This is a genomic window from Cognatundibacterium luofuense (genome assembly GCF_018139685.1).
Taxonomy (GTDB): Bacteria; Pseudomonadota; Gammaproteobacteria; order Burkholderiales; family Burkholderiaceae_D; genus Undibacterium; species Undibacterium luofuense.
Genome location: NZ_JAGSPN010000162.1, coordinates 1 through 444, shown reverse-complemented (window position 1 = coordinate 444; position 444 = coordinate 1). Strand labels below are relative to the sequence as shown.

1 protein-coding gene is annotated in these 444 nt (G+C 45.0%); it reads left to right on the top strand.

The window, feature by feature from the left end; translation table 11 throughout:
- Positions 1-83: 83 nt before the first annotated feature.
- Positions 84-350 (top strand): BufA1 family periplasmic bufferin-type metallophore, encoded by a 267-nt coding sequence (locus KDM89_RS19830; protein WP_186880184.1) that lies wholly within the window; start codon positions 84-86, stop codon positions 348-350.
- Positions 351-444 lie beyond the last annotated feature (94 nt).

Here is a 444-nt window from a genome sequence, read left to right as displayed (position 1 = left end):
AGTTTTTTCATTTTATGTGTAAGTAATCCGGTGAGCCTGGCGACTAAGGCTTGCAGGTCCCTTTTTTAACTTAGGAGATAAAGATGAGTAACAAAACTTTGATCGCAATGGCATTGGCTGGTTTGGTCACTTCGGCAGTCGCAGTCGCTGCGGATGATGCGAAAGCACCGGCAAAAACAGAAAAATGTTATGGCGTAGCAAAAGCCGGTCAGAATGACTGTGCGACCAAGTCAGGTACACACTCGTGTGCGGGACAGGCAAAGAAAGATAATGATCCTGGTGAATGGAAAAAAGTACCTGCCGGTTCTTGCGAAAAAATGGGCGGTAAAACCGAAGCGCCAAAAAGCTGATACCTCAGGCATCACATGCTGATTTTTTAATTATCTGTTTTTTTTGAGCAAGCCCACATGCAATCATCATCTGCAACCGCTATCACAGGCTTTG